Origin of the sequence: Streptomyces sp. NPDC101219 (assembly GCF_044767675.1) — a bacterium.
In the GTDB taxonomy this organism is placed as follows: domain Bacteria; phylum Actinomycetota; class Actinomycetes; order Streptomycetales; family Streptomycetaceae; genus Streptomyces.
Window position 1 is genome coordinate 30019 of record NZ_JBIWOK010000003.1, and the last position, 25370, is coordinate 55388.

At 73.2% G+C, this 25370-nt stretch carries 28 protein-coding genes; 19 read left to right on the forward strand and 9 right to left on the reverse strand.

The annotated features are described in order from the left end of the window. Nucleotides 1-24 precede the first annotated feature (24 nt). Nucleotides 25-1854, forward strand: a complete 1830-nt coding sequence (locus ACIRPP_RS06230) for a bifunctional metallophosphatase/5'-nucleotidase (protein WP_403638407.1) — start codon at nucleotides 25-27, stop codon at nucleotides 1852-1854. 134 nt (nucleotides 1855-1988) lie between these two features. Here ACIRPP_RS06230 and ACIRPP_RS06235 read toward each other — a convergent pair whose 3' ends face one another. The 5 genes from ACIRPP_RS06235 to ACIRPP_RS06255 form a co-directional block, all read right to left on the reverse strand. Then, the gene (locus tag ACIRPP_RS06235) at nucleotides 1989-3452 is read right to left on the reverse strand and encodes a sensor histidine kinase (RefSeq protein WP_403638409.1); all 1464 of its coding nucleotides are present in this window, start codon (nucleotides 3450-3452) and stop codon (nucleotides 1989-1991) included. Further along, nucleotides 3449-4195 carry a response regulator transcription factor gene (locus ACIRPP_RS06240; RefSeq protein ID WP_403638411.1) on the reverse strand — a complete coding sequence of 249 codons (747 nt, stop codon included), beginning with the start codon at nucleotides 4193-4195 and terminating at the stop codon, nucleotides 3449-3451. Before ACIRPP_RS06240 ends, ACIRPP_RS06235 begins: the two co-directional genes overlap by 4 nt. Nucleotides 4196-4411: 216 nt before the next feature. Then, complete coding sequence (locus ACIRPP_RS06245; protein WP_403638413.1) at nucleotides 4412-5656, reverse strand: trypsin-like peptidase domain-containing protein; 1245 nt, start codon at nucleotides 5654-5656, stop codon at nucleotides 4412-4414. A 160-nt stretch (nucleotides 5657-5816) separates the two neighbouring features. Continuing rightward, nucleotides 5817-6839, reverse strand: coding sequence for a LacI family DNA-binding transcriptional regulator (locus ACIRPP_RS06250; RefSeq protein ID WP_164348447.1), 1023 nt, complete (start codon nucleotides 6837-6839; stop codon nucleotides 5817-5819). A gap of 127 nt (nucleotides 6840-6966) precedes the next feature. Next, nucleotides 6967-7755, reverse strand: coding sequence for a response regulator transcription factor (locus ACIRPP_RS06255; protein WP_403638415.1), 789 nt, complete (start codon nucleotides 7753-7755; stop codon nucleotides 6967-6969). 256 nt (nucleotides 7756-8011) lie between these two features. Between ACIRPP_RS06255 and ACIRPP_RS06260 the strand changes: the two genes are divergently transcribed. From ACIRPP_RS06260 to ACIRPP_RS06295, 8 genes are all read left to right on the forward strand, one after another. Then, nucleotides 8012-8917, forward strand: coding sequence for an alpha/beta hydrolase (locus ACIRPP_RS06260; RefSeq protein ID WP_403638417.1), 906 nt, complete (start codon nucleotides 8012-8014; stop codon nucleotides 8915-8917). Between the two features lie 39 nt (nucleotides 8918-8956). Continuing rightward, on the forward strand, nucleotides 8957-9211 hold the full coding sequence (locus ACIRPP_RS06265) for a MoaD/ThiS family protein (RefSeq protein WP_192234706.1): 255 nt from the start codon (nucleotides 8957-8959) through the stop codon (nucleotides 9209-9211). Nucleotides 9212-9214: 3 nt separating this feature from the next. After that, nucleotides 9215-10492: a hypothetical protein gene (locus tag ACIRPP_RS06270; protein WP_403638419.1), complete on the forward strand. Its 1278-nt coding sequence runs from the start codon at nucleotides 9215-9217 to the stop codon at nucleotides 10490-10492. A gap of 721 nt (nucleotides 10493-11213) precedes the next feature. Continuing rightward, nucleotides 11214-11954, forward strand: coding sequence for a DUF2993 domain-containing protein (locus ACIRPP_RS06275; RefSeq protein WP_403638421.1), 741 nt, complete (start codon nucleotides 11214-11216; stop codon nucleotides 11952-11954). A gap of 283 nt (nucleotides 11955-12237) precedes the next feature. Then, nucleotides 12238-12318, forward strand: coding sequence for an Ms5788A family Cys-rich leader peptide (locus tag ACIRPP_RS06280; RefSeq protein WP_350751515.1), 81 nt, complete (start codon nucleotides 12238-12240; stop codon nucleotides 12316-12318). Between the two features lie 131 nt (nucleotides 12319-12449). Beyond that, entirely contained in the window at nucleotides 12450-13295 is an 846-nt protein-coding gene (locus tag ACIRPP_RS06285) for a sulfurtransferase (RefSeq protein WP_192230258.1), read from the forward strand. Between the two features lie 44 nt (nucleotides 13296-13339). Further along, on the forward strand, nucleotides 13340-13627 hold the full coding sequence (locus tag ACIRPP_RS06290; RefSeq protein ID WP_403638423.1) for a DUF1416 domain-containing protein: 288 nt from the start codon (nucleotides 13340-13342) through the stop codon (nucleotides 13625-13627). A gap of 186 nt (nucleotides 13628-13813) precedes the next feature. Next, nucleotides 13814-14074 (forward strand): DUF3099 domain-containing protein, encoded by a 261-nt coding sequence (locus ACIRPP_RS06295; protein WP_403638424.1) that lies wholly within the window; start codon nucleotides 13814-13816, stop codon nucleotides 14072-14074. A gap of 27 nt (nucleotides 14075-14101) precedes the next feature. Here the strand turns inward: ACIRPP_RS06295 and ACIRPP_RS06300 are convergent, their stop codons facing one another. Further along, on the reverse strand, nucleotides 14102-14464 hold the full coding sequence (locus ACIRPP_RS06300) for a DsrE family protein (RefSeq protein ID WP_192230256.1): 363 nt from the start codon (nucleotides 14462-14464) through the stop codon (nucleotides 14102-14104). Nucleotides 14465-14565: 101 nt separating this feature from the next. Between ACIRPP_RS06300 and ACIRPP_RS06305 the strand changes: the two genes are divergently transcribed. The 6 genes from ACIRPP_RS06305 (at nucleotide 14566) to ACIRPP_RS06330 (ending at nucleotide 19728) form a co-directional block, all read left to right on the forward strand. Continuing rightward, a complete protein-coding gene (locus tag ACIRPP_RS06305) occupies nucleotides 14566-15432 on the forward strand; it encodes a hypothetical protein (protein ID WP_403638426.1) in 867 nt (288 codons plus the stop codon). After that, the gene (locus ACIRPP_RS06310; protein ID WP_403638428.1) at nucleotides 15429-16274 is read left to right on the forward strand and encodes a hypothetical protein; all 846 of its coding nucleotides are present in this window, start codon (nucleotides 15429-15431) and stop codon (nucleotides 16272-16274) included. The genes ACIRPP_RS06305 and ACIRPP_RS06310 overlap by 4 nt, the downstream gene beginning before the upstream one ends. Further along, nucleotides 16271-17431, forward strand: a complete 1161-nt coding sequence (locus tag ACIRPP_RS06315; protein ID WP_403638429.1) for a hypothetical protein — start codon at nucleotides 16271-16273, stop codon at nucleotides 17429-17431. The genes ACIRPP_RS06310 and ACIRPP_RS06315 overlap by 4 nt, the downstream gene beginning before the upstream one ends. A gap of 231 nt (nucleotides 17432-17662) precedes the next feature. Further along, nucleotides 17663-18238 carry an FABP family protein gene (locus ACIRPP_RS06320; RefSeq protein ID WP_403638431.1) on the forward strand — a complete coding sequence of 192 codons (576 nt, stop codon included), beginning with the start codon at nucleotides 17663-17665 and terminating at the stop codon, nucleotides 18236-18238. Nucleotides 18239-18315: 77 nt separating this feature from the next. After that, nucleotides 18316-18753, forward strand: coding sequence for a Fur family transcriptional regulator (locus tag ACIRPP_RS06325; protein ID WP_403638433.1), 438 nt, complete (start codon nucleotides 18316-18318; stop codon nucleotides 18751-18753). Nucleotides 18754-18762: 9 nt separating this feature from the next. Then, complete coding sequence (locus tag ACIRPP_RS06330) at nucleotides 18763-19728, forward strand: YgfZ/GcvT domain-containing protein (protein WP_403638435.1); 966 nt, start codon at nucleotides 18763-18765, stop codon at nucleotides 19726-19728. Between the two features lie 141 nt (nucleotides 19729-19869). Here ACIRPP_RS06330 and dtd read toward each other — a convergent pair whose 3' ends face one another. Further along, a complete protein-coding gene (gene dtd / locus ACIRPP_RS06335) occupies nucleotides 19870-20295 on the reverse strand; it encodes a D-aminoacyl-tRNA deacylase (protein ID WP_164338028.1) in 426 nt (141 codons plus the stop codon). Between the two features lie 201 nt (nucleotides 20296-20496). Between dtd and ACIRPP_RS06340 the strand changes: the two genes are divergently transcribed. From ACIRPP_RS06340 to ACIRPP_RS06350, 3 genes are all read left to right on the forward strand, one after another. Then, nucleotides 20497-21138 (forward strand): aerial mycelium formation protein, encoded by a 642-nt coding sequence (locus tag ACIRPP_RS06340; protein WP_403638437.1) that lies wholly within the window; start codon nucleotides 20497-20499, stop codon nucleotides 21136-21138. A gap of 73 nt (nucleotides 21139-21211) precedes the next feature. Next, nucleotides 21212-22213, forward strand: a complete 1002-nt coding sequence (locus ACIRPP_RS06345) for an asparaginase (RefSeq protein WP_403638439.1) — start codon at nucleotides 21212-21214, stop codon at nucleotides 22211-22213. A gap of 163 nt (nucleotides 22214-22376) precedes the next feature. After that, a complete protein-coding gene (locus tag ACIRPP_RS06350; RefSeq protein WP_403638441.1) occupies nucleotides 22377-23633 on the forward strand; it encodes a GNAT family N-acetyltransferase in 1257 nt (418 codons plus the stop codon). Nucleotides 23634-23808: 175 nt separating this feature from the next. Here ACIRPP_RS06350 and ACIRPP_RS06355 read toward each other — a convergent pair whose 3' ends face one another. Then, complete coding sequence (locus tag ACIRPP_RS06355) at nucleotides 23809-23994, reverse strand: hypothetical protein (protein ID WP_403638443.1); 186 nt, start codon at nucleotides 23992-23994, stop codon at nucleotides 23809-23811. A gap of 173 nt (nucleotides 23995-24167) precedes the next feature. Between ACIRPP_RS06355 and ACIRPP_RS06360 the strand changes: the two genes are divergently transcribed. Beyond that, nucleotides 24168-25079 (forward strand): winged helix-turn-helix domain-containing protein, encoded by a 912-nt coding sequence (locus tag ACIRPP_RS06360; RefSeq protein WP_403638445.1) that lies wholly within the window; start codon nucleotides 24168-24170, stop codon nucleotides 25077-25079. 94 nt (nucleotides 25080-25173) lie between these two features. On the opposite strand, the gene ACIRPP_RS06365 is transcribed toward ACIRPP_RS06360, so the two are convergent. Next, entirely contained in the window at nucleotides 25174-25362 is a 189-nt protein-coding gene (locus ACIRPP_RS06365; protein ID WP_164338034.1) for a hypothetical protein, read from the reverse strand. Nucleotides 25363-25370: the final 8 nt, after the last annotated feature.

Here is a 25370-nt window from a genome sequence, read left to right on the forward strand (position 1 = left end):
CCACGTTGACCCACAGGGGGGCGTATGCCAGCCACATCCCCGGCGCACCAGCCGCGCCGCAGACGCCGTACGAACCGTCTCCTCGCCGCCGCCGGTGTGCTCACCGCCGGGGCGCTGGCCGCAGCGGCCCTGCCCGGGTCGGCGAGCGCGGGCGAGCACCACGGCGGCAAGGGCGGCTCGCACGGCCACCACCACCCGAGCCGCTACCAGGACGTACAGCTGCTGTCCTTCAACGACCTGCACGGCAACCTGGAACCCCCGACGGGTTCCTCGGGCCGGGTCACCGAGCAGCAGCCGGACGGCACCACCAAGACCATCGACGCGGGCGGCGTCGAGTACCTCGCCACGCACCTGCGCGAGGCCCGCAAGGGCAACCGGTACTCCATCACCGCGGCCGGCGGCGACATGGTCGGCGCCTCTCCGCTGCTGTCGGGCCTCTTCCACGACGAGCCCACCATCGAGGCGCTGAACAAGCTGGACCTCGACGTCACCTCGGTCGGCAACCACGAGTTCGACGAGGGCGCGCGCGAGCTGCGCCGCCTGCAGAACGGCGGCTGCCACCCCACCGACGGCTGCTACACGGACAAGAAGTTCAAGGGCGCCGACTTCCCCTACCTGGCGGCGAACGTCATCGACGACAAGTCGAAGAAGCCGCTGCTGAAGCCCTACTGGGTGTGGAAGAAGCGGGACGTCAAGGTCGGCTTCATCGGCGTGACCCTGGAGGGCACCCCGGACATCGTCTCCGCCGAGGGCGTCAAGGGCCTGTCCTTCAAGGACGAGGTCGACACCATCAACAAGTACGCCAAGGAGCTGCGCCGCAAGGGCGTGAAGTCCATCGTGGCGCTGATCCACGAGGGCGGCTTCCCTGCGTCCCCGGACTACAACTACGACTGCGACTCCCCGGGCGCCGGCGACGGCATCTCCGGCCCGATCGCGGACATCGCGAAGAACGTCACGTCCGACGTGGACGCCCTGGTCACCGGCCACACGCACGCCGCGTACGCCTGCACCATCCCCGACCCGTCGGGCAAGCCCCGCACGGTCACCTCGGCCGCGTCCTTCGGCCGCCTCTACACGGACACCACGCTCACCTACGACCGCCGCACCGGTGACATCGCCCGCACGGCCGTGAAGTCCGCCAACCACGTCGTCACCCGGGACGTCCCCAAGGCGCCCGACATGACCCGCCTGATCGGCAAGTGGAACACCCTCGCGGCCCCCATCGGCAACCGTCCGATCGGCTACATCTCCGGCGACATCGTGCGGGACGGCACCGAGTCCCCGCTCGGCGACCTCATCGCCGACGCCCAGCTGGAGTACGGCAGGACGCTGGACCCGGAGACCGACCTGGCGCTCATGAACCCGGGCGGCATCCGCGCCTCCCTCACCCACGCGGCGAGCGGCAGCGAGGGCGACGGCGTGGTCACCTTCGCCGAGGCGTTCACCGTGCAGCCCTTCGCCAACACGGTCAACCTCCAGACCTTCACCGGCGCCCAGCTGATCCAGGCGCTCAAGGAGCAGGTCAGCGGCCCGAACGAGGCCGCCCCGAAGATCCTCCAGGTCTCCTCCGGCCTCACCTACACCCTGGACCTGACCAAGTCGGGCGCGGACCGCGTGGTCACGGACTCGATCGAGCTGGGCGGCTCCCCGATCGACCCGTCCGCCACCTACCGCGTCGCCACCAACAGCTTCCTGGCAGGCGGCGGCGACGGCTTCCCCACCCTGGGCGAGGGCACGGGCGACCTGGTCGGCGCGGACGACCTGACGGCCCTGGAGCAGTACCTGACGGCCAACTCCTCGGCCTCCTCCCCGCTGGCCCCGCCGGCCGCGGACCGCATCACCATCGTGCAGTGACCGCTTGACCCCGCCGGGGCCGGTACCGGGCGCAACCGCGCCCGGTACCGGCCCCGCGGCATGTCCGGCCCCGCGGCATGTCCGGCCCCGCGGCATGTCCGGCCCCGCGGCATGTCCGGCCCCGCCGGGCGTGCCTACGGCACCTCCGGCGGAGGCGTCGGTGCCCCCGGCAGCCGGATTCGGGCCACCATGCCGTCGCCGTCCGCGGCGGGCGTGAGGGAGACCTCGCCGCCGGCCTGCTGGACCGTGCGGGCCACGATGGACAGGCCCAGGCCGGAGCCGGGCAGGGCGCGGGCGGTGGGGGAGCGCCAGAAGCGGTCGAAGACGTGGGGCAGTTCGTCGGCGGGGATGCCGGGGCCGTGGTCCCGGACGGTGAGGACGCCGTCGGCCAGGCGGACGTCGACGGCCGTGCCGGGCGGGCCGAACTTCACCGCGTTGTCGAGGATGTTGACCACGGCGCGTTCCAGCGCGCTGGGTTCGGCGCGGACGTACCAGGGGTGGAGGTCCGCGTCGAGGGTGAGGCCGGGTCCGCGCAGCCGGGCGCGTCGCAGTGCCGCCTCGACGGTGTCGTGCCAGGCGACGATCCGGGTGCGGCCGGAGTGCTGGCCGGTGTCGGGGCGGGACAGCTCCTGCAGGTCGCCGATGAGGGCGGCCAGTTCGGTCATCTGCGCCTTCACCGAGGCGAGCAGGGCGGCGCGGTCGGCCGGCGGGATCGGGCGGCCGGTCTCCTCGCTGCGGGTGAGGAGTTCGATGTTGGTGCGCAGCGAGGTCAGGGGCGTGCGCAGCTCGTGCCCGGCGTCCGCGATGAGCTGCTGCTGCAGGTCGCGGGAGCTGGCCAGGGCGGACGTCATGGAGTTGAAGGAGCGGGACAGGCGGGCGATCTCGTCGTCGGACTCCTCGTCCACGGGGATGCGCACGCCCAGGTCCTCGGTGCGGGCCACGTGTTCGACGGCCTCGGTGAGCCGGTCCACGGGCCGCAGGCCGGCGCGGGCGACCGCGAGACCGGCGGCGGAGGCGCCGACCACTCCGACGCCGGAGACGAGCAGCAGGATCAGGGCGAGGTCGTCGAGCGTGGACTCGGTGCCCTTCAGGGGGACCGCCACGAGGACGGCCGCCTTCGAACTCGTCAGCGTGGTCGGGTTGTTGATCACCAGGGGCAGGGTCAGTACGCGGACCGGGTCGCCGTTCTGGTCGGTACCGTCGCGGTGCACGCCGGACGAGGCGCTGCCCGCGCTCGCGATGACCTCCCGGTCGGAGCGGGTGACGTCGATCCGGCCCGCCGAGCTGGGGAACAGGCAGACGGTGCCGTCGGCGCGGACCACCTGGGAGTAGGTGTCCTGGAAGCTGCCGTCGACGGTGTCCCGGGGCGTGGCCGTGCAGGTGTTGAGGGCGCTGCGGATCTCGCCCTCGCGCTGCGGGCCCTGCAGGACGGTGGCCTTCTCCAGGTCCTTGTCGAGCTGCTCGTACAGCTTGCCCTGCACGATGAACCAGCACGTCACCGACACCGCCGCCACGGCGGTCGCCACCGCGGCCGCCACCAGCAGCGACAGCCGGGCCCGCATCGGGAGCGTGCGGAAGCGGCGCAGGAGACCGCTCACTCCGCGCCGCCCTGCCGCAGCACGTACCCCACGCCCCGCACGGTGTGCACCAGGCGCGGCTCGCCGCCCGCCTCGGTCTTGCGGCGCAGGTACATCACGTAGACGTCGAGCGAGTTGGACGACGGCTCGAAGTCGAAGCCCCACACCGCCTTGAGGATCTGCTCGCGGGTGAGCACCTGACGCGGGTGCGCCATGAACATCTCCAGCAGGGTGAACTCGGTGCGGGTCAGCTCCACCGTCCGCCCGCCCCGCCGCACCTCCCGCGTCACCAGGTTCATGCTGAGGTCCGCGAAGGTGAGGACGTCGTCCGTCTCCGCCGAGGCCGCCACGGCCGCCGCGTACGAACTGCGGCGCAGCAGCGCCCGGATGCGGGCGAACAGCTCGTCCAGCTCGAAGGGCTTGACGAGGTAGTCGTCCGCCCCGGCGTCCAGTCCCGTGACCCGGTCGCCGACGGTGTCACGGGCCGTCAGCATCAGGACGGGAGTGGTGTCGCCGGTGGCGCGGATGCGGCGGGCCGCGGTCAGGCCGTCCATGCGGGGCATCTGGATGTCGAGGACGAGCAGGTCGGGCCGGTAGGACGCGGTCTTCTCCAGCGCGTCGGCGCCGTCGACGGCGACCTCGGTGTCGTAGCCCTCGAAGGCCAGGCTGCGCTGGAGCGCCTCCCGCACGGCCGGCTCGTCGTCGACGATCAGGATGCGCTGCGGGTCACGGTCACGGTCGCCTTCGGCGGGCACGGGGCTCATGGAGTCGGGTTCCTCTGTCGGCGGGACGGGGGGAGGGCGGGGCGTCCGGCCGCCCGGGCGGCCGGGCCGATGACCGGCGGCGGGAGCGGCTGTGTGCCGTCCGCCGGCGGCCGTCACGCCGGGCGGCGGGCGCGCGGGGCCGGGGTCCCGGGGCCGGTCCCGTTGCCGGTGCGCGGCCCGGGGTCCCAGCCTCGCACGTCCCGCGGCCGCCGCGGCTCAGCCGGTGGTACCCGCGCGCAGGGCGGGCAGGTCCGCCTTGAGGGTGTTCACCGGGATGGCGAAGCCGAGGCCCGCGCTGCCCGCGTCGGAGGACGAGCCGCCCGCCGAGTACATCGCGGAGTTGATGCCGATGACGGCGCCGTTCATGTCGATCAGCGCGCCGCCGGAGTTGCCCGGGTTGAGGGAGGCGTCGGTCTGGATGGCCTGGTAGGTGGTGGTGGAGCCGCCGGTGTCGCCGTTGAACTGCCGGCCGCCGTACTCGAAGGGCCAGCCGTCGCCCTGCTGCCACTGCTGCTGTTCTTGGCCCTCGTCCCTCGCGACGGTCACGTCCCGGTCGAGGGCCGAGACGATTCCGCTGGTCACGGTGCCGGTCAGGCCCTCGGGGGAGCCGATCGCGACGACCTGGTCGCCGACCTTCACCCGGTCGGAGTCGCCGAGGGTGGCGGCCTTCAGGCCCGAGGCGTCCTGGAGCCGGATCAGCGCGAGGTCCTTCCCGCTGTCGGTGCCGACGACCTTCGCGGTGTATGTGGTGCCGTCGCTGGTGCGCACCTTGACCGAGGAGGCGCCCGCGATGACGTGGTTGTTGGTGACGACCTCGCCGTCCTCGCTGATGATCACGCCGGAGCCGGTGGAGGACCCCGCGCGCGAGGTGGCGTTGATCTCGACGATGCTCGGGCTCACCGCGTCGGCGACGCCGGCCACGGTGCCCTTCTGGGCGGCCGGGACCGCGTTGGGCTGCCCGGAGCCGCCGTCGGCGACCGTCCGCGGGCCGGCGAGCTCCTGGATGCCGTAGGCGGTCCCGCCGCCGACGGCCGCCGCGACGATCGCCACGGCGGCGAGGAGGGCGGCCGGGCCGCGCCGGCGCCGGCGCCCGGTGCGCCCGGGCGGCTGGGCGGGGGGCGGGGGCCCGGCCGCGGGCGGCTGCGCCGCCGAAGGGGGCTGCGGGGGCTGCGGGGGCGCGGGCGGCCACTCCGGGTGCGCCGCACGCTCCGCGGGCGCCTGCGCGCCGCTCGTGCCCTGCGGGTACGGGCCCTGCGCGCCGCCCGGGCCGTGCGGGAGGTACGGGCCCTGCGCGCCGCTCGGACCGTGCGGGAGGTACGGGCCCTGCGCGCCGCTCGGACCGGGCCGGCCGTGCGCATCCTGCTGACCGGGGGGAACGGTGCCGTACTGCGCGCCGTACTGGTCGGCGGACGCGGGCCGGGGCTCGTCGGGGGTGCCGGGGCTGCGGAAGGTCTCGTTCATGTCAAACAGGCTCGCGCCCCACGATGAGAGCTTCCTGAGGGCCGTCTGAGAAGTCCGGCAGAACCGTGTATGCCCGATATAAGGATGTGCGGGGGTCGAGCATGTGGACGGACGGGCAGGTGCACGGACGCCCGGTGCTTCTGCGGCGCCCCCGGACCGGCTATCCGCAGCCGCAGGAGCGGCGTACCACCAGGCGGGACGGGAACACCTTCAGGCGCTCGCGGCGCGACCCGGCGACCCGCAGACCGTCGTCGAGGACCAGGTCCACGGCCGCACGGGCCATGGCCGAACGGTCGGAGGCGACCGTGGTCATCGGCGGGTCGGTGAGCGCCGCCTCCTTGATGTCGTCGAACCCGGCGACCGCCAGCTCGCCCGGCACGTCGATGCGCAGCTCGCGCGCCGCCCGCAGGACGCCGATCGCCTGGTCGTCGGTGGAGCAGAAGATGGCCGGCGGGCGGTCGGGCCCGGAGAGGATGTCGAGCCCGATGCGGTAGGCGTCGTACCGGTTGTACGGGGCCTCGAAGAGGCGGCCGTCGGTCGGGACGTCGGCCTCCTTCATGGCCCGGCGCCAGCCCTCCACGTGGTCGGAGACCGGGTCGCCGACGGCGGGGGTGTCCGCGGTGCCGCCGAGGCAGGCGACGTACGGGTAGCCGTGTTCCAGCAGGTGGCGGACGGCGAGCTGGGCGCCGCCGAGGTCGTCGGTGACGACGGCGACGTCGTCGATCGCCTCGGGGCGTTCGTGGAGCAGGACGACCCGGGCGTCCCAGGCGTCTATCTCGGCCGCGGCCAGGTCGTTGAGGGCGTGGCTGACGAGGATCAGGCCGGAGACGCGCATCCCCAGGAAGGCGCGCAGGTAGTGGACCTCGCGCTCGCCGATGTAGTCGGAGTTGCCGACCAGCACCATCTTTCCGCGCTCGGACGCGGCCTGTTCCACGGCGTGCGCCATCTCCCCGAAGAAGGGCTGGCGGGCGTCGGGCACGATCAGACCTATGAGGTCCGTGCGCCGGGACGCCATCGCCTGGGCGACGCGGTCGGGCCGGTACCCCAGTTCCTTGATCGCGGCGAGGACACGCTCGCGCGTGGCCGGGGCGACCGGCCGGGGTCCGTTGTTGATGACGTAGCTGACGACGGCGGTGGAGGTGCCCGCCAGCCGCGCCACGTCATCCCTGGTTACCTTGGCCACGCGCGGAGTCTACGCGGATATACCGGCCGTGGGCAGGGCGTGCGACGGGCTCCGGGTCCCCCGGACGGGTGCGTCCGTCCGGGCGCCCCGCTCGTCGGCGGGTGCGGCCCGCTCATGCGTGCGCCGCTCATGCCCGGGCCCGCGCCTCGGCGGCCTCACGCGCGGTCGTCCCGTCCGCATCCGCCGCCTTTTGCGGAGCGCCGGCGGCCTGCGCGGCCTTCGGCTCTTCCGTGGAGCGGTCGCCCTTCTCCGGCGTAACGAATCGATAACCGACGTTCCGGACGGTGCCGATCAGGGATTCGTGCTCCGGGCCCAGCTTGGCGCGCAGCCGCCGCACGTGGACGTCGACCGTCCGGGTGCCGCCGAAATAGTCGTAGCCCCAGACCTCCTGCAGCAACTGGGCCCGGGTGAAGACCCGGCCGGGGTGCTGTGCGAGGTATTTCAGCAGCTCGAATTCCTTGAACGTGAGATCGAGGACGCGGCCCTTGAGTTTGGCGCTGTAGGTCGCCTCGTCGACGGAGAGATCACCGTTGCGGATCTCCATCGGGGAATCGTCGTTGACGATCTGCTGGCGGCCCATGGCGAGCCGCAGCCGCGCCTCGACCTCGGCCGGGCCCGCGGTGTCCAGCAGGACGTCGTCGATGCCCCAGTCGGCGGTGACGGCGGCCAGACCGCCCTCGGTGACCACCAGCACCAGGGGGCAGCCGGGCCCGGTGGAGCGCAGCAACTGGCACAGGCTGCGCACCTGCGGCAGGTCGCGCCGGCCGTCGACGAGGATGACGTCGGCGCCGGGGGTGTCCACCAGGGCGGGGCCCTCCGCCGGGGCCACCCGCACGTTGTGCAGCAGCAGGCCGAGGGCGGGGAGCACCTCCGCCGACGGCTGGAGGGCGTTGGTGAGGAGCAGGAGGGAGCTCATCGCGTCCCACCTCCCCAGTCCGGGGCCGTTCGTTCGTGCACGGTTCGCTCGCCCATGACGTCTGGTTCCTCCTCGGCGGTCCCTGCGGTGGGGGCACCTCCCGCGCCGTTGAGGCAGCGGGGGAGTTTGCGGCTTGCTTCGTGCGTTCGACGCCCCGTACGTCGGCGGTTTCCCGCGTCGTATACAACGCTTCCGAAAGCACAAAAGGACCCGGGGGCTTCGCTGCCCGAGTCCTCTTCCCAGCAGAATAGCGGACATGAGCAGCGGTTCGGCAGGTCATGTGGGATGTACCACCCATCGTCCGTATTCCGAGACGCCCGGGAGGACGAACGGCGGTCCGGGCGGGGCGAAAGGACGGACGTTCCTGCGGACCACGGACGGCGTACTGATCGACCACCGCTACGAGCCCGCGCGGGCGCCGGAACCCGGCTCGCCGGGGAGCGCCGGGGACGGCCCCGAGGACGTTCCGGTGTTCGTGGTCGCGCACGGCTTCACGGGGGACGTGGACCGGCCGCACCTGCGCCGGGTGGCGCGGGCGCTGACCCGGCACGGGGCGGTGCTGACCTTCTCCTTCCGCGGCCACGGCGCCTCCGGGGGACGCTCCACGGTCGGCGACCGGGAGGTGCTGGACCTGGCGGCGGCGGTCGCCCGGGCCCGGGAACTGGGGCACACGCGCGTGGTGACCGTCGGCTTCTCCATGGGCGGCTCGGTGGTCCTGCGGCACGCCGCCCTCGGCAGCGGGGCGCCGGGGGAGGACCCCCCGGGTTCCGCCGGGCCCGACGCGGTGGTGTCGGTGAGCGCGCCGGCCCGGTGGTTCTACCGGGGGACGGCTCCCATGCGGCGGCTGCACTGGCTGGTCACCCGTCCCGAGGGGCGGCTGGTGGGCCGGTACGGGCTGCGCACCCGGATCCACCACCGCGGCTGGGACCCGGTGCCGCTGTCCCCCGTCCAGGCGGTGCCGCGGATCGCGCCGACCCCGCTGCTGATCGTGCACGGCGACCGCGACGGCTACTTCCCGCTCGACCATCCGCGGATGCTGGCCGCGGCGGCCGGTGACCAGGGGGAGCTGTGGATCGAGCCCGGCATGGGGCACGCGGAGAACGCCGCGTCCGAGCAGCTGGTGCACCGGATCGGGGACTGGGCGGTCACCCGGGCGGGCTAGCCTGACGGTGTTCACCGTCAACGATTGAGGAACCAGCAGATGGCAAAGGTCACGGTGCGGTACTGGGCCGCCGCCAAGGCCGCGGCCGGGGTGGCCGAGGAGCAGTTCGAGGCGGACACGCTCGCCGAGGCGCTCGACGCGGCCCGCGGGCGACACCCCGGCGAACTCCCGCGTGTCCTGCGGCGATGCTCGTTCCTCGTCGACGGTGACCCCGTGGGGACCCGCGCACATGAGACGGTACGGCTGGCCGACGGCGGCACGGTCGAGGTGCTCCCGCCGTTCGCAGGAGGGTGAGCGATGACCGACCAGCCGCACGAGGGACACGACCCGTACCACCCGTACGGGCAGCCGCAGCCGTACCCGCCGGCCCACCAGCACCCGCAGCACCCACAGCACCCGCATCACCCTGAGGCCTATTCGCAGCCCCAGCAGTACCCGCAGCCGCAGGCCTGGCCCGGGCAGCAGGGGTACGCGGGCGACCCGTACGCCGACCAGCAGCACACCCAGCAGTGGCAGGGCCAGACGTGGGAGACGTCCGTGCAGCCGCCGGTGCCGGCCGCCGCCGTCGACGAGACCGCGTACCTGCCGCCGCAGGGCCATCCGGAACCGGTGAGCGGACCCACCGTGCACCCGGGCTACGGCGAGGCCGTCACCTACGGCACCCCGCCGCCCGGGCCCCTGCCCGCCGCAGCCCCCGTACCGCCCGCGTCCGCGCACCAGGCGGCCGCCACCGTCGCGCCCGGCCCCGCGCCGGCCGCCCCGGGCGCCGCCCCCGACGCCGACGGGCCGGCGTATGGCCCGGCCACGCTGGCCGGGAACTCGCGCGTCACCGACGCGCAGCGCGCGCGGGCGGAGGGCCGGTCCCCGGTCATCGAGCCCGGCATGCAGCCGGCGGCGCTCACCGCCCTGCTGGGGCTGCTGCTCGCGGGCGGGGCGGCGCTGGGCACCTACGCACTGCTCGTGCCGCTGATCGCGCTCCAGGGGCTCACGGCGGCCGGCTGGTTCCGGCTGAACGGGATGTGGCCGGCCCGCCAGGGCATCGCGCTGGGCTTCCTGGGCGCGCTGGCGGCGGACGTGGCCCTGCTGGCGTCGGACCGGGCGCCCGGTGCGATCCTCGGGACGCTGGGCGTCTGGGTGCTGCTCTCGCTGGTCCTGCAACTGCGGTCGCACGCGGATCCCGACGAGCGGATGTACGGCCTGATGGCGACGGTCGCGGCGGCGGCGCTGGCGATCCTCGCAGGCGGTCACCTGGCCGCCGACGCGGACGCGGTGACGGTCGGCGCGGGCGCCACGGCCGTGGCGATGGTGGTGCGGGCCCTGCCGCTCCCCACGCCCGCTTCGGTGGCGGCGGCGCTGCTCGCGGCGGCGGGCGCCGGTGCGGCGCTGGGCGCGGCGGCCGGCCCGGGCGCCTCGGGCGCGCTGCTCGGCGCCGGGGTGGCGGCCTGCGCCCTGATCGGCCACCGGGTCGCGAGCTACGACTACCCGTCCCGCTTCGTCCACTTCACGGCGGGCGTGGCCCTGCCCCTGGCCGCGGCGGCCCCCGCGGTGTACGTCCTGGGCCGCGTGTTCGCCTGACCCGGGGCCTCGGACCCCTGAGACCCCGGCCTTGCCCTGGGCCCGGAGTCCCGACCCGGGAGCCCTCGGCCCGGCACCCGGTCCAGGGCCCTCGGCCCCGCAGCCCCGGATCTCGGAGGCTTTGGCCTTGGCCCTGGCCCCGGCCTGGCCCTGACCTGGGCCCCGGAGCTGGAGCCCTGGGCCGGAGTCCGAAGCCCGGCCCCGGAGCCCCCGATCCGGCACCCGGTCCCAGGCCCTCGACGCCGCAGCCCTCGGCCCCGGTGCCCCCCGGGCCGGCCCGGTCCCGGGTCCTCGGCCCCGCAGCCTCGGATCCCGGATTTCGGCCCTGGCCCAGGCCTGGCCCCGGCCCGGCCCAGGCCCGGCCCTGGCTCCGGTCCGGCCCCGGCTCTGACCAGGGCCCCGGAGCTGGAGCCCTGGGCCCCGGAGCCCGAAGCCCGGCCCGGGAGCCCCGGCGCAGGAACCCCCGGATCCGGTACCCGCTCCCGGGACCTCGATCCCGCAGCCCTCGGCCCCGGAGCCCCCGGAGCCCCCGGAGCCCCCGGGCCGCTCCGTCCCGTGCCGGGGCCGGAACGGGCTCCGGCGCCCCGCGGCTGCGGTCCCGTGCGTCACAGGTGATCCACAATTCCCGGGAGCGCACTCCTGTGCGGGTTACGCTCGCGCTGGACGGCCTACCGGTCGTCGGGGAATGCCGTCGGACACGCCTAGGTGGGGGAATCACCGCATGCGCGCACTGCGAATACTGCTCGTCGTCGTCGTGATACTCGGCGGGCTCTTCGTCATCGTGGACCGCGTCGCGGTGAACTTCGCCGAGGGCGAGGCCGCGGACCGGCTGAAGGCCACCGAGAACCTCACCTCCACGCCCGACGTGTCCATCAAGGGTTTCCCCTTCCTCACCCAGGTCGCCGGCGGCGCCCTCGACGACATCGAGGTCGGCATCCAGGACTACGAGGCCACCACCGGGGACGGCGGACAGAAGATCCGCATCGCCGATCTGCACGCCGACATGAAGGGCGTCGAGTTCTCCGGCAACTTCTCCTCCGCCACCGCCGCGACCGCCACGGGCACCGCGACGGTCGCCTACGACGAACTGCTCAAGACCGCGCAGTCGGAGCCCCAGCGGGTGGCCCCGGGTGTGACCGCGAACGTGGTCGGGCTGTCGGACGGCGGCAACGGCAAGATCAAGGTCGAGGTGGAGGCCACGGTGCTCGGAGCCAAGCTGCCCGAGCCGGTGTTCGTGCTCAGTTCCGTCACCGTGGTGGACGGCCACACGGTGCGCGTCAAGGCGGACGCGCTGCCCAAGTTCGGGGGGATGACGATCGCCGAGTCCCGGGTGCGGCAGATCACCGACTTCGAGCAGAAGATCGACGGCCTGCCGGGCGGGATCCGGCTCGACAAGGTGGAGGCGTCGAAGGCCGGCGTGGGCATCACGGTGAAGGGTTCGGACGTCCGCCTGGCCGGGTAGGCAGGCATCGGACGTCCGCCTGGCCGGGTAGGCAGGCGGAGGGCTCCGGCCCCTTCGACGACGGCGGCCCCGCATCCGCGGGGGGCACGTTCACATCCGTCCGACTGGCGAGACGACGGCGTCCGCCGAGTGAAGGTGACACCGGCCACATCCGGCCACGGGGAGCCCGGAACCGGCCTGAAATGGCCCCACAGCCCTCTCTGATCCCAGTATGCGGACGATCGTGTCTCATCATGCGACACGCCGGTGACACGCCCGCCCTGCTCTCCCTACCATCGGGGCCATGAAGCGACAGGCGGATCTCACGAAGCGGCGGGCAGTAGACCTGTGCCGTGTCGCCGCCATGCTCTGTCGCCCGTTCTGAGCCGACGTCGTCGTCGACGTCCGCGTTCCCCCTCGCCCTGCTGAAGGGCACCCCCGCGCCCGGCGCCCGTACCGCCGTGCGCTCTGCCTCACCCCGCACGCCCCGCCGCAACTGCCCCGGAGGAGAAAAACATGAGCCGCAGCGACGTCCTGGTCGACGCCGACTGGCTCCAGGAGCACCTGGACGACCCCAGCATCGCCATCGTCGAGGTGGACGAGGACACGTCCGCCTACGAGAAGAATCACATCAAGAACGCCATCCGGATCGACTGGACCCAGGACCTGCAGGACCCGGTCCGCCGTGACTTCGTCGACCAGGAGGGCTTCGAGAAGCTCCTGTCCGACAAGGGCATCGCCAACGACCACACCGTCGTCCTCTACGGCGGCAACAACAACTGGTTCGCCGCGTACGCGTACTGGTACTTCAAGCTGTACGGCCACGAGAACGTCAAGCTGCTCGACGGCGGCCGCAAGAAGTGGGAGCTGGACGCCCGCGAGCTGGTCCCCGGCGACGAGGTGCCCGAGCGCCCGAAGACCGACTACAAGGCCAAGCCGCAGGACACGTCGATCCGCGCCTTCCGCGACGAGGTCGTGGACGCGATCGGCAAGAAGAACATCGTCGACGTGCGCTCGCCCGACGAGTTCTCCGGCAAGCTGCTCGCCCCGGCCCACCTGCCGCAGGAGCAGTCGCAGCGTCCCGGCCACGTGCCGAGCTCGCGCAACATCCCGTGGTCGAAGAACGCCAACGACGACGGCACCTTCAAGTCCGACGACGAGCTGAAGAAGCTCTACGAGGACGAGCAGGTCGACCTCGCCAAGGACACCATCGCCCTGTGCCGCATCGGCGAGCGCTCCGCCCTGTCGTGGTTCGTGCTGCACGAGCTGCTCGGCGTGGAGAACGTCAAGAACTACGACGGCTCCTGGACCGAGTACGGCTCCCTGGTCGGCGTGCCGATCGAGCTCGGCCCCGCCAAGTAAGTCCCACCCGACCGACCTCTCCAGACCCCTTCAGGAGTTGACACATGTGCGGTGCGAAGGCCGGCGGCCCGGACGCCTCGACGATCAAGCCCGGTGAGACCACCATCCAGGGCCAGGTGACCCGCGACGGCGAGCCGGTGACGGGCTATGTCCGTCTGCTGGACTCGACCGGCGAGTTCACCGCGGAGGTGCCGACCTCCGCCACCGGTCAGTTCCGCTTCTACGCGGCCGAGGGCACCTGGACCCTCCGTGCGCTGGTGCCCGGCGGCACCGCCGACCGCAAGGTCGTCGCCCAGCAGGGCGGACTGGCCGAGGTCGCGATCGCGGTCTGACGGCCTCCGACAGGAGCCCGGCCGCCCGGCCGCGTTCCTCGGGGCACGTGACGGCTGAAGGGCCGCATCCCACGGGTTGGACACCCGGGGTGCGGCCCTTCGGCATGCCCGGGCGCGGTGCGGGGCCCTGCCCGAACGGCCCGCCCGCCCTGCGCCGGGCGGGCCGTTCGGACCTACGCTGGAGGCATGTACGCGCGCAGGCGGCACGTCTACTTCGCCCTGATGGGCACGTGCGTCGCGCTCTTCGTCCTGGCCTGGGCCGTCGTGCGGCTCTGGTCGGTGCCGGTGGCCGTGGGCATGTGCGTCGTCGCCATGGTGATCCCGCCGGTCGCCGCGATGATCGCCAACCGGCGCGGCCCCGACGACCGCTGGTGGGACGACCCCTCGGGCGACCCGCAGTCGGACGAGTGGTGGGACGAACTCGACGGCAAGAAGCGGCCCCGGTGAGGCGCCGCCCGGTGGGCGGGCGGCGCCTCAGTAGACGAGCGCCTGGGTGTCGTCGGCCAGCGCCTCCTGCACGAACACCTGCGCGCCCGCGATGCGGACCCCCTCCAGGACGTCCTTCTCCGTGATGTCGCGCCGGGCCGCGCACTGCGTGCACAGGGTGACGCGGCCGCCCGCGAGGAGCGAGTCGAGCAGGTCGGGCAGCGGGGCGGCGTGCGGCAGCTCGAACTCGGCGGCCCGGTCCGGGAGCGCGAACCAGGCGGACTCCCCGGTCAGCCACAGCGACACCTCCACCCCGCTGGCCACGGCCACCGCCGCCACCGTGAAGGCCTGCGAGCAGCGTTCGGGGGCATCGGCCCCCGCGGTCACCTTGATCACGAGCTTCTTCGCCATGGCTGAATCGTAATCACCTCGCCTACAACTCCCGGTGTGACGTATGAGTCTCCTGGGGAGCGCGATACGGAACGCGCCCTTCACGTTCTGAGGGGGACTGTGTGGAAGACGCCGATAGACCCGACAAGGCCGGTTCCGGCCCGGTGACGGGCGCGGTGGGCGAGATCGGGGAGATCGAACTCGCCGGGGAGGACCAGGAGTCCGGCCCCGCGCATGCGGATACGGGGGAGCCGGGCGACGGAGCGGGGGCGGCGGCCCGGCGGCCCCGCGGCCGGACCACGCTGATGATCGCGGCGGCCGCGGTGCTGGGCGTGGTCGCCGGTACCTGCACCGGGTACCTGATCCAGGCCGAACGGCCGCCCACCGAGCTGCCACCGCTGTCGCAACCCGTCGTCCCGCAGGCGAAGGGCGAGGCGGAGCCGCTGCCGGCGTCCCAGGACCGTCAGATCCGGCTGGACGGCGACCTGCGTGAGTTCCTGATCGACCGGCCCAAGAAGGCCCGGGACGTCGAGGACCCCCCGGGCCGTGACGGCTGGATGGGCCTCTCGGCGTACGCGAGCCGGTACAAGGGGCCGTCCGACACCTTCGCCAACCTCCTCGCCGACGGCTTCCGCCGCTCCGCGACGACGTCCTGGCGGTTCGGCGAGAACGGCGGCGTCTACATCAACCTGACGCAGTTCCGCCAGGTGGACACCATGGGCGCCTCCCTGTGGGCCGACAACGGCGTCTACTGGGCCAACCGCGAGAGTGGCACCCGCAGTTGGCCCATCGCCGGGACCGGGGAGCACGCCGGCACGGTGTACGTCCACGACACCCCCGACCGGAAGCCGGGATACCTCCCGCTGTACTCCGCCGAGGCGCACGCCTGGCGCGGAGACGTCTACGTCGAGATCTTCGTCTACGACAGCGGACCGATCCCCAAGTCGAAGATCATGGACCTGGCGAAGCGACAGGTGGGCAAGCTGTGACCGAGCCATCCGAGAACACCCCCGAGGTCATCGAGGGGACCGTGGCGGAGTCCGCCGCCGACGGCGCCACCGCCCGGGTGGCCCGCAGGGCGCGCAGCCGCCGGGCCGCCATGATGGGCGGATCGGTTCTGCTGGTCTGTGCGCTGGCCGGCGCCGTCGGCTTCACGGTGATCACCGTCCAGGACGCCGACCGCAGTCCCGGCAAGCCGGTCTGGAAGCTCCCGGCCGCGGGCAAGTCGAAGGAGAAGGACGGCGCGGAGACGGCGGCGGAGAAGGCGAAGGGCCTGAGCGCCCTGCTCCTGCCGTTCGAGAAGGACGGCCGCTCCCCGGGCCCGGACGTGCGGGACTTCGGTCACGACACCGAGCTCAGCGGCGCCGCGGCCACGGCCCTGCGCAAGGAGTCCCTCAAGGGTCTGCCCGGACGCGTCCAGCGCGAGCTGGAGAAGCTGGTCGAGAGGCAGGACCTCAAGGGCATGGCCCTGCGGAGCTACGCCGTCCCCGCCCACGGGGAGGAGGACAACGGCTTCACGGCCGAGGTCACCCTCCAGCAGATGGGCAACCGGAGCGCGGTGCGGGACATGGCCAACTCCGCCCAGCGGTTCCTGTCCACCGCCGACGTGTTCCGCAAGGGCCCGAAGATCAAGGGCCACAAGGACGCCCGGTGCTTCCTGTCGCCCAAGGCGAAGAAGGACGGGCTGGAAGGCGCGTTCTGTGTGGGGCACGTGGGCGACGTCCTGGTCAACGTCGTGGTGGACACGCCCGGGCCGATCGACCGGCGGGGCGTCTCGGCGTTCTTCACCGCACAACTGGACCGCATCGACACCCCGGGGCTGGCCGTATGACCGAGCAAGCACAGACGACGGATCCGGCCGACCGGGCGACGGACTCGGCCGACCGGGCGACGGTGCCGGCGGAGGCCGTGGAGCCGGCGGGGGCTGTCGAGTCGGCGGAGGCCGTGGGGCAGCCGCCGGCCGCGGACGCGGCCGAGGTGCCTGAGGCGATCGAGGTTGCCGAGGCGCCTGAGGCGATCGAGGTGGTCGAGGCGCCTGAGGCGATCGAGGTTGCCGAGGTGTCTGAGGCATCTGCGGCGCCCGAGGTGCCGACGCCTGAGCGTCCTGAGGCACCCGCGGCACCCGCGGCACCCGCGGCACCCGAGGCACCCGCGGCGCCTGATGCCGTCCCGCCGGAGGCCGCCGACGCCCCTGTGGGCCCGGCTGCCGCCCCCGTGCGCGTCCCGTTCCGGGACCGGCGCCGCCTGCGGGCGGCCCTGCGCTGGACCGCCGTGGTCACCGTGTTCGCCGCGCTCGGCGCGGGGACCGCCTACGGGATCACGCGCATGGAGCGCACGGACGTCCTCGGCCTCGCCACCGAGTCCGACGGCCGCTGGGACTACCCCCGGATCACCAAGCCGCCCCTGCCCGCCGGCGCCCGCCCGTACGACTCCGAGGACCCGGCGAGCGGCCACGCGGCCGACCTGCGGGCCCTGCTGCTGCCCGCCCCCGCGGGGGCCACGGAGGACAAGGCGCTGCGCGGCAAGGACGGCTGGCTGTCCACCGAGGACTTCACCGCCGTGTTCGCGGAGAAGAAGGACCGGACCGAGGCCGGGCAGCTGATGACGGACCACGGCCTCCGCCACACGGCCGCGCGCGGCTGGACGACCCAGGACGGCACCCGTACCCGGATCTACCTCCTGCGGTTCGCGACGGCCGAGGTGGGCGACGCGGTCTTCGGGAAGTTCGTCGCCTACGGGTCGCCCTCGTACGCCCTGGCCGGCGCGGAGCACGTCCAGTTCGACGACAACCACCCGTCGGCCGCGGACCCCCGCGGGGTGTCCCGCTACTCCTACGACGAGGTGAAGCCGCGCGGCGCGGAACACGTGCGGCAGGCGTACGTCCGCGCCGGGGACGTCGTCGCCCTGATCGTCCAGTCCCGCAAGGGCACCGCGGCAGCGATCCCCTTCCAGCAGACGGTGACGCTGCAGAGCCAGCTGCTGAGCTGACCGGCCGGGAGGGGAGACCTCACACGAAGGACCGGGCCCCGGCCGCGTAAGCTGGGGCCCGGTCCTGTGCACAACCGCACCCCCCGCTCAAGGAGCACCCCGTGGTTATCTTCTTCGAAGCCCTCCTGGTCCTCGTCGCCGTCGGCGTACTCGCCTTCGCCGGGCTGACCGTGAAGAAGCTGTACCAGGGCCAGCGCTGACCTGCCCGACCACGTCCAGGAACTGCCTCTCATGATCGAGATCCCGTCCGACCTCCACAAGGACCTCGTCCCGCTCGCCTTCCTGCTGGGCAACTGGGCGGGTGCGGGCGTGCACGACTTCCCCGGCGCCGAGAAGTGCAACTTCGGGCAGGAGGTCTCCTTCACCCACGACGGCCGGGACTTCCTGGAGTACTCCTCCCACACCTGGGTGCTGGACGGCGACGGCAACAAGGTGCGGCCGCTGGAGTCCGAGCACGGCTTCTGGCGGATCGACTCCGGCCGCAAGGTCGAGGTGACGATGACCCGCGACGACGGCGTCATCGAGATCTGGTACGGCGAGCTGGCCGACCAGAAGCCGCAGATCGACCTGGTCACGGACGCGGTGGCGCGCACGCCGGCCGCCCGCCCCTACAGCGGCGGCAAGCGGCTGTACGGCTACGTCAAGAGCGACCTGATGTGGGTCGGCGAGAAGCAGACCCCCGAGGTCGAGCTGCGCCCCTACATGTCGGCGCACCTGAAGAAGGTCGTCACCCCGGAGGAGGTCGAGCGCTGGGCCAAGGCCCTGCCCGACGACATGCCGGACGACGGCATCGCCTTCTTCAAGTAGACCCGGCTCCGACCGGTTCTCCCCGCCTTGAAGCAGGCCCGGCCCGAACCGGCCGGGCCCGCTCTAGACTCGTCACTGTGGTGAGCACCGACTGGAAGAGCGACCTCAGGCAGCGCGGCTACCGGCTGACGCCGCAGCGCCAACTCGTGCTCGAAGCCGTGGACACCCTGGAGCACGCGACCCCCGACGACATCCTCGTCGAAGTGCGCAAGACCGCGTCGGGGGTGAACATCTCCACCGTCTACCGCACGCTGGAGCTCCTGGAGGAGCTCGGCCTGGTCAGCCATGCCCACCTCGGGCACGGCGCCCCGACCTACCACCTCGCCGACCGGCACCACCATCTCCACCTGGTGTGCCGCGACTGCACGGACGTCATCGAGGCGGACGTGGAGGTGGCCGCGGAGTTCACCGCGAAACTGCGGGAGACCTTCGGCTTCGACACCGACCTGAAGCACTTCGCGATCTTCGGGCGCTGCGCGACCTGCACCCTGAAGGCTTCAACTACCGAGTCGTAGGCTAGAGGCATGAAGAGCCCCCTGCTGACCCTGCCGGGCGCCGTCCCCGCCGAAGGCGTGGACGAGGGCGTGGCCGCCCACTACGGCGACCTGTTCCGCGAACAGCGCGCCCTCGCCGACGGCACCGGTTTCGTCGACCTGTCCCACCGCGGGGTCGTGACCGTCTCCGGGGCGGAACGGCTCACCTGGCTGCACCTGCTGCTCACCCAGCACGTCAGCGAGCTTCCGCCGCACCGGGCCACCGAGGCGCTGATCCTCTCCGCGAACGGCCACATCGAGCACGTCCTGTACCTGGTCGACGACGGCGAGACCGTCTGGGCCCACGTCGAGCCCGGCACCCAGGAGGCCCTGATCGGCTACCTGGAGTCGATGAAGTTCTTCTACCGGGTCGAGGTCGCCGACCGTACCGCCGACTACGCGGTGGTGAGTCTGCCGGCCGGTTCCATCACCGAGGTGCCCGAGGGCACCGTCGTGCGGGAGACCCCGTACGGCCGCGACGTCTTCCTGCCCCGGGCCGACCTGGAGCGGTTCGCCGAGCAGGCCGGGCCGCCCGCCGGCATCCTCGCCCACGAGGCGCTGCGCGTGGAGCAGCACCGCCCCCGGCTGGGCTTCGAGACCGACCACCGCACCATCCCGCACGAGCTGGGCTGGATCGGCGGCGCGGTGCACCTGGAGAAGGGCTGCTACCGCGGTCAGGAGACCGTCGCCCGGGTGCAGAACCTCGGCAAGCCGCCCCGCCGGATGGTCTTCCTGCACCTGGACGGCAGCGAGGTCCACCTGCCGACGCCGGGCACCGACATCCGCGTCGCGGACGACGGCCCCGAGGGCCGCCGGATCGGCTTCGTCACGACGTCCGTGCGCCACCACGAGCTGGGGCCGGTCGCGCTCGCGCTGATCAAGCGCAACGTGCCGGTCGATGCGCGGCTGCTGGCCGGGGACACGGCCGCGGCCCAGGAGACCGTGGTCGAGCCCTGAGCACACCGGTCCCGCCCCGCGCGGGACCGTTCCGGCCCGCCGGGGAGGTGCCCCGGCGGGCTCGGGCCTCCAGCAGGCCGGGTGTTCAGCAGGCCGGATCTCCAGCAGGCCGGGCGTCCAGCAGGCCGGATCTCCGGCAGGTCAGATCTCCAGGAGGACGGTGAACGGGCCGTCGTTGGTCAACGACACCCGCATCCGCGCCCCGAAGCGTCCCGTGGCCACCGTCGCGCCCAGCGCGCGCAGCTGTGCCACCACCTCGTCGACCAGCGGCTCGGCCACGTCACCGGGCGCGGCGGCGTTCCAGGTGGGGCGGCGGCCCTTGCGGGCGTCGCCGTAAAGGGTGAACTGGCTGATCACCAGGAGCGGGGCGTCGATGTCGCTGCACGACCGCTCGTCCTGCAGCATCCGGATCGACCACAGCTTGCGGGCGAGCTGCGCCGCCTTCTCCTTGGTGTCCTCGTGGGTCACCCCGACCAGGACGCACAGGCCCTCGCCCTCGATGGCCCCCACCGTCTCGCCGTCCACGACGACGCTCGCGCCGTCCACCCTCTGCACCACTGCACGCATACGACCATGATGCCGGGTGCCGGACCGCCCCCCGACCGCCCCCCGACCGGCCCCCGGACGCGGTCCGCGGGGCCCCCCGGTCGGGCTATTTTTACTCCTTAACCCCCCATCTGGGGCTGATCGGGAGCACTCGGTCACGCAGCGGCCGTGAGGGGTGGCACGATGCTTGGCACACGCCGGTCGAGGGGACGGTAGAGGCACATGAGCACACGAGGGACCGGGCATCCGGTCGGGGCCGGCGCGCCGACCCACGCGGGGGCCGGGGAGCCGGAGTTCCACCGGCCGCCCATGCAGCGAACGGACAGCCCTGTGATGCCCGAGAACCAGCCCGAGCACGACCTGACCGCGCTGGGCCTGCCCGAGCTGCGCACCCTGCGCCGGGACGCGCAGCGCGACGAGGCCGACCTCAGTTACGTACGGCGGCTGCTCCAGGGACGGATCGACATCCTGCACGCGGAACTCTCGCGCCGCACCCCTGCGGGGGCCGCGGCCGGCACAGCACCGCCCCGGATGCCTCCGGCGTCCGTGGTGGAGCGGCTCCCGGAGATCCTGCGGGACGCGCCGACCCGGCACCGCTCCTCCGCCCGCCACGTCACCCTGGGCACCCCGCAGAGCGAGGAGTACGGGCGGCTGGCGGCCGAGATGCTCGCCGAGGTGGAGCTGTCCGACCTCGGGGCCCGCACCGACGGGGAGCTGAACGCGGCGATGGGCCGGCTGGTGCGCTACGAGCAGCAGGTGTCCCGGCGGCGGCAGCGGCTCCAGCGGACGGCCGACGGGTGCAGCGCGGAAATCGCCCGCAGGTACCGTGAGGGAGAAGCTCAAGTCGACGACCTGCTCGTGTGAGGCGAAGGCAGGCCCGGTGATCCCGGGCCCTCGCGGTGCGCGGGTCGTCCCGCGCCCCGGAAGGCCACCGCCGATGCCCGCACCGTCCCCCTCGCCCCGCTCCTCCTCGACGACGCCGTCGTCCCCGCCCTCGTCCGCGCCGCCGGTGCTGGCGGAGGTGGTGCGCTCCGGCTTCGTCGAGGGACGGCACCGGGGGAGCCTGGTCCTCCTCGGCGCCGACGGGGCCGTGGAGCTGGCGCTGGGCGAGGTGACGGCGCCCGTCTTCCCGCGCTCCAGCAACAAGCCGATGCAGGCGGCCGGGGTGCTGCGGGCGGGCCTGGACCTGTCGGGTGAGCGGCTGGCGCTCGCCGCCGCCAGCCACTCCGGAGAAACCTTTCACCGGGATCTGGTCCGCAAGATGCTGGCCGAGCACGGACTGACCGCGGAGCAGCTGGCCTGCCCGCCCGACCTGCCGCTGGACGCCGAGGAACGGGAGACGTACCTGGCGGCGGGAGGCGTACGGGACCGGGTGACCATGAACTGCTCCGGCAAGCACACCGCGATGCTGGCGGCCTGCGCGCGCAACGGCTGGCCGCTGGAGGGCTACCTCGACCCCGGCCACCCGCTCCAGCGGCTCATCCACCAGGGGGTGGAGGAGGCGGCGGGCGAACCGGTGGCGGCGACCGGCACAGACGGCTGCGGTGCCCCGCTGCTCGCCATCGGCCTCACCGGCCTGGCCCGCGCCTACCGCTCCTTCGTCCTGGCCGCGCCCGGCACGCCCGAACGCCGGGTCGCCGACGCGATGCGGGCCCACCCCGAGTACGTCGCCGGGACCCGCCGGGCCGACACCTGGCTGATGCGGGACGTTCCCGGAGCCCTGTCCAAGATGGGCGCGGAGGCCGTCCAGGCGGTCGCCCTGCCGGACGGCCGGGCCCTGGCCTTCAAGGTGGAGGACGGCTCCCTGCGCGCCCTGGGCCCGGTCCTGGCGCGGGCGCTGCGGCTGATGGGCGTGGACGGCCCGGTGGTCGACCGGATCGGCGCCGCGCCGCTGACCGGGGGCGCGGAGGTGGTGGGGGAGGTCCGGGCGGTCTTCTGACGGCAGGCCGGGCGCCCGGCAACGACGGGTCGGGCGCAGGACGGCCGCAGGTCGGGCGCGATCAAGCGCCGGCGGGCGCCACGACGGGCACCCGGTGGAGGCCTGGCGGGCGGCCGGGAAAATGCCACGACAGCGTTTCCCCGGCGCCCCTACCGTGGGGCGCATGACGTCCCGCTCCGCCATCGACGTACGCCCGGTCACCGAGCCCGAGTTCCCGGACTGGAACCGGGCCCTCAACACCGGCTTCCTGCGCGAGCCCACCTCGTCCGACGACGTCCTGGAGGCGCGCCGCCTGCAGTTCCGGCCCGGCCGCTCGCTGGGGGCCTTCGACGACGGGCGCTGTGTGGCGACCCTCCGGTCCTTCCCGCAGGAGCTCACCGCGGTCGGCGGCACGGCGGTGCCCGCCGACGCCGTCTCCAACGTCACCGTGACCGCCACCCACCGCCGGCGCGGACTCCTCAGCCGGATGATGGCGCAGGACCTGGCCGCCGCGAAGGAACGCGGGGACGTGGTCGCGACCCTGATCGCCGCCGAGTACCCGATCTACGGCCGGTACGGCTTCGGTCCCGCGACGTCGGCCACCGAGTGGTCGGTCGACGTGCCGCGCAGCGGCCTGGACCCGCGCTGGGCGGGCCCCGACGACGGCGGCCGGATCGACCTGGTGGACGGGGCGGACGTCCGCAAGCTGGGCCCGGAGCTGCACGAGCGGCTGCGCCGGAACCAGCCGGGCGCGGTGAGCCGCGACGACCTGTGGTGGCAGCTGGCCACCGGCGCCGTCCGCTTCCACGCGTCCTGGGACGAGCCGTACTTCGCCGTGTACCGGGCGGCGGACGGCGAGGTGCAGGGCATGGTCTCCTACCGGGCGGACGACACCTGGGGCGACGCCAAGCAGCCGTTGAACACGGCGAGCGTGAAGTGGCTGCTCGCCGTGAGCCCGGCCGCCGAGCGGGCGCTGTGGCGGTACCTGTGCTCGATCGACTGGGTGGTGCGGGTCAGGAGCGGCTGGCGGGCCCCCGACGACCTGCTCCCGCAATTCCTGCCCGACCCGAGGGCGGCCGCGGTCACCACCCAGGCGGACTGGTTGTGGGTGCGGATCCTGGACGTCGTCCGGGCGCTGGAGGCGCGGACGTACCAGGCCGCGGGCGCGCTGGTGCTGGAGGTGACGGACGGCGGTGGACTGACCGGCGGCCGGTACCGGCTGGAGGCGTCCGCGGACGGGACCGGCCGGTGCGAGGCGTCCACCCGGCGGGCCGATCTCACGCTCGGCGTGGCCGAGTTGGCGACGCTCTGGCTGGGGGACGAGTCGGCGGTGCGGCTGGCGGCGCTCGGCCGGGTCCGGGAGGAACGAGCGGGCGCCGCCCGTGAGGCCGACGCCCTGCTGCGTACGTCCCGGCGACCGTGGTGCCCGGACCTGTTCTGAGCGCTGTCGCGGTCGCGCTCCTGGTGCTGTCCTCCTTCCGGCGGTGACGGGTGGGCGCTCATCCGTAGCGAGCTGTTCAGTTGTGGTTGTGGTGGTGCGGGCGGTGCCTGCTGACGGGGCTCCCGGCTCCCCTCCGGAAGGGGGCCCGGTCAGCGGTCCGGCCGGGGGTGCCCGCTCAGCCGGGCTGGGCGAGCAGCATCACGAGGATGACCGCGCCGATGCCGCTGACCAGGTTGTTCTTCGCCTTGATGCCCACGGTGAGGGCGACGAAGGCAATGATCCCCATCGGCCCGAACTTCCATTGCAGGATCTGTTCGAACCCCACGGCCAGAGCGGCGAGGACGAGGGCGATGAGCGGCATGGCGGTCCCCCTTGGCGTCGTGGTCCCCAACCGTCACCCAGGTGGCCAACCCCTCGTTGCGTCGACCATATTGCTCAAGTTGGTCACCAACTTGTTCTGAGTTATCTCCACTTGTGGACGACTCATAACCACCCTTCCCTGAACTGCCCAAAGATGGCGAGAAGTTGTAGGGTTTGGTTGTGGAGCCGGAACACGTCTCCGTCGCAGGACGGAAGAGGTCACAGCGGCCACAGAGGACACATCGCGAGGTGGCCGACGCGTTGCGCGACCGGATCAGCACCGGGGCGCTGCGACCGGGCGACCGCATGCCCACCCAGGCCCAGTTGGCCGACGAGTTCGGTGTCGAACGCGGCACCGTGCGCCGTGCGCTGCGCATCCTGCAGTCCGAGCACCTGCTCACCAACGTCTCCAAGGGCGCCCCCGCTACCGTCGCCGCAGGTCCGGCGCCCGTCCCGGCCGGCCCGGCGGCACCGCCCCAGCCCACTACCGTCGCCCTGGCGTCCCGCGTCACGGCGGCCTTCGAGGCGGAGCACGTCGAGATCGACGCCGTCTGCCTGACCGCGATCTCCCTCACCCTGGCCATCGGGGAACCACTGCGCCGCATCCACGCCGGACGGCAGAAACCGGCCAAGATCGACGTCCGCGTTCTGCTGCCCAGCCGGGACATCGACCTGGCCTTCCCGGTCCCGGTCGAGCGGCACCCCGGCGGCGACCCGGTGCACGAGCGGTGGCTGGCCCAGCGGAACGCCCAGGGCCAGGTGCTGCGGCACAACCTGCTCGCCCTGCGGGCCACCCACGGCATCGACGTGCGGGTCTCCTTCCGGGCCCTGCCGTTCACCCCGCCGGTGAAGCTGTACCTGCTGAACGGGACGGAGGCGCTCTTCGCCTACTACACCCTGTCCCGCCACGAGACCCGCATCGACCACGAGAGCCTGCAGATGTACGACGCCCAGGGCATCCGGTCGATGCTGTTCTCGTTCGGGCAGGGCGCCGGCCTGCGGGACACCACGTTCGTCGAGCAGTCCCACCTGTGGTTCAACGCACTGTGGGAGACGATCAGTTCGGAGCTGGTGCTCACGAGCTGACGTCTCCCACGCGGATGGAGCGGAGCGGTCGCCGTACAGAGGTGCCGGAAGGGCCGGAGGAGCCGGAGGAGCCGGAGGGCCCGGGCGGGCCGCCTCACAGGGCGGGCCGCGCCACCAGTACGGCGAGCAGGACCGCCCCGGCGGAACTGACGGACGGCCGGTCGGCCTTGATGCCGATGGTGAGCAGCAGCAGGCCGAGGATGCCGGCCGTGCCGTACTTCCACTGCACGAGCTGCTCGAAGGTGACGACGAAGACGGCGGAGAGGAGAGCGAGAACATGCACGGCGACCC